4 protein-coding genes are annotated in these 2,876 nt (G+C 34.5%); 1 reads left to right on the top strand and 3 read right to left on the bottom strand.

All coding sequences use genetic code 11. The annotated features are described in order from the left end of the window. Window positions 1–21: 21 nt before the first annotated feature. On the bottom strand, window positions 22–183 hold the full coding sequence (locus AB671_RS22385) for a hypothetical protein (protein WP_157444274.1): 162 nt from the start codon (window positions 181–183) through the stop codon (window positions 22–24). A gap of 433 nt (window positions 184–616) precedes the next feature. Between AB671_RS22385 and AB671_RS19900 the strand changes: the two genes are divergently transcribed. Continuing rightward, entirely contained in the window at window positions 617–1,324 is a 708-nt protein-coding gene (locus AB671_RS19900) for a hypothetical protein (protein ID WP_066676675.1), read from the top strand. A gap of 89 nt (window positions 1,325–1,413) precedes the next feature. Here the strand turns inward: AB671_RS19900 and AB671_RS19895 are convergent, their stop codons facing one another. Together AB671_RS19895 and AB671_RS19890 are read right to left on the bottom strand one after the other, a co-directional pair. Continuing rightward, window positions 1,414–1,605: a cold-shock protein gene (locus tag AB671_RS19895; protein WP_066676677.1), complete on the bottom strand. Its 192-nt coding sequence runs from the start codon at window positions 1,603–1,605 to the stop codon at window positions 1,414–1,416. A gap of 395 nt (window positions 1,606–2,000) precedes the next feature. Continuing rightward, window positions 2,001–2,876: helix-turn-helix domain-containing protein (locus AB671_RS19890; RefSeq protein WP_066676683.1), on the bottom strand; the 876-nt coding region annotated here is incomplete at its 5' end.

The following is a 2,876-nucleotide window of genomic DNA, read 5'->3' as shown; positions in this document are numbered from 1 at the left end:
AATTAAAACGATACTTTAATTTTATTCCTCATTTTTAGGTTTGAAATTCCTGCCGACACCTTGTCGGATTACGGTTATCTTACCCTGTATTTTCTTTGCTTTTGCGAGAACTTCTAAAGCTTTTGTTCGCTCGTTAATTTTTCCGGCATGTGATATAGTATCTTGATTTTCACTTTTTCTCATATTGTAAGATAGTGAATTTATTTTAAAAAACCAAATATTTCACCTCCGTCTTCTGATAGACGCTTTTAAAAGCTTCCATATTTTCAGAAATTTTATTTTTTTCAACTTGATGCTCCTGCCGATCTACTGCGTATTTCTCTATAGTCTTTGTATGGCCAGCAATTTCAGAAGCTTTGGATCATCCAAAATCCTCTGATACTAAATTCAAGAAAGTATGTTTTAAAACATACCCAGTCATGTCTAATCCAACTTTACGGAGGTGTTTACAAATTCCAATGATAAAATTTTTTTAGACCTTTTGCTCATCATATAACCCTTTCCACGCCTATAATTTTCAGAAACAGGAATACCGGTAGTGTGTATGTTATTTCTTGTCTTATGACAACCACTCTGATGAATATTGTTTATATTTTGCAATCATAAACAGTATTCAATGTTAGAAAATTTACCAATTTATATCCCAGTGACCTTCGGGCTTACAACAATTGTCACACTTTTTCTATTCCACAGGATGCTTGCGAACTCAAAATCTCCTTATACCAAAAAACACTTAGTGACCATCACTATCGTTTTGATAGTTTGGCTGATCATACAGGCTGTACTGACACTTAAAGATGTTTACAATTTTGAAACTGATTCGTTTCCACCTACAATATTATTATTTGGGATTTTACCTCCGCTTCTTACCATCATTATTTTATTCCTAACAGAAAAAGGAAAGCAATTAATTGACAGTTTACCACTTACAAACATTACATATCTGAATATGGTCAGAATTCCTGTTGAAATTGTGTTATTTTGGCTTTTTCTGAACAAGACTGTTCCTGAGCTAATGACCTTCCAAGGAAGAAATTTCGATATTATCGCCGGTATAACAGCACCAATTGTCGCCTACTTTTGGATAGTCAAAGAAAAGAATAATCGTAAGAAAATTTTGATCTGGAATTTTATTGGCCTGGGGCTTCTGATCAATATTGTTATCAATGCCTTTTTATCCGCTCCGACTCCTGTACAGCAATTCGGATCAGAACAACCAAATATAGCGATCTTAAATTTTCCGTTCAGCTGGTTGCCGACATTTATTGTGCCAGTCATTTTATTTGGACACCTGGTGTCTATAAGACAGTTAGTTAAGGAATGATTTATGAAAACACTCGTTAAGACCAAAATAAAAAAGAGAGCAAATAATGCATTTGCTCTCTCTGTAACGTATATCGTTATTAATTGAAGTTACGCTATTTTAACGTTAACTGCATTAACCCCTTTGTTTCCATTTTGTAAATCGAATGTTACGACATCATTTTCACGAATATTATCTACTAAACCTGAAGTGTGTACGAAAACGTCTTGACCACCTGTAGATGGAGTAATAAAACCAAATCCTTTGGTATCGTTAAAGAATTTTACTGTTCCTTGTTGCATTGTATATGTATTAAAAAATTATTGTATTCTATTTATAGGACAAATTATCCCTATGTTCTGAGGTAAATCAAAACAATAATAATCTTTGAAAAAAAAAATTGGATGAGTAAAGTTTAAGAGTGAAAATCGAACTTCTTAAAAGGTAGAACACCTAAAATATTAATGACAAAATTGAGCGGCTGTTTTTATATCTATGAATAAACTTGAGTCTAGTTCAAATAATCCAGAGGCCTTATTATTCTACAAATGTACGACAAATAACTGACATATGCTATTAATTCTCATTTATTTAAAAAAACAGAGATTGATATCAGCTCAATTTTGTTGACCAATTCCTGAATAAAATCTGGATTTTTATTATAAAAAACCTTTATAATGTATGACTTGACCTGTTTCTAATTAAAACATTGTCTGAATTCTAAAGGAGTAAGTTTGGTCTTACTCTTAAACAATCTGGTAAAGGACTGCGGGTAATCAAATCCCAGATCGTAGGCAATTTCGGAAATTGAGAGCTGGGTGGTAGACAATATCTCTTTCGCCATATCAATAAGCCTGTTATGAATATGTTGCTGGGTATTGGAACCTGTCAAGGAGCGGAGAACATCACTTAAATAATTGGCAGAAACATTGAGTTGCTCTGCGACAGTTTGAACCGAAGGCATGCCGTTATGCAAATCGTGGTCAGAATTAAAATAGGAATCCAGTACCACTTCAAACTGCTGAACCAGATCATCATTGACCGCTTTATAGGTAATAAACTGGCGTTTATAAAATCTGCTGCTGTAATTGAGAACGAGTTCGATCTGTGAAATAATAACATCCTGACTGAAGTCGTCTACCCTACTGTTGAGTTCCTCGTCAATAATTTTGAAAACAGAGAATAAGGTCTCCTTTTCCTTTTCAGAGAGATGAAGAGCTTCATCAGCTGCATATGAGAAGAATCCATACTGCCTGATTTTTTTAGCTAAAGGATAAGACAGGAAAAAATCAGGATGAATCAGCAGAATACAGCCTTTGCCCTTGCTGCTCTTCGGTTTCTCAAAAAGTTGCCCCGGAGCAGTAAACACCAATCCGCCTTCTTTGAAGTCATAATGATGCTGTCCATACTTAGCCTTTCCAATACTGTCCTTATAGGCGATCTTGTAAAAATCCAAAACCAAATAGTCAGGCAATGTTTCCTCCGGCATTTTCATATTCTCCAACCGGATAAAACTAACCAGCGGATGTTCAGGTTTTGGTAATGCAAACATCACATGAAACTCAGATAAAGA

This window comes from Chryseobacterium sp. BGARF1, assembly GCF_001677955.1.
Lineage (GTDB): Bacteria > Bacteroidota > Bacteroidia > Flavobacteriales > Weeksellaceae > Chryseobacterium.
The sequence above is the reverse complement of the archived record's forward strand: the minus strand, read 5'-3'. Positions and strand labels throughout refer to the sequence as shown.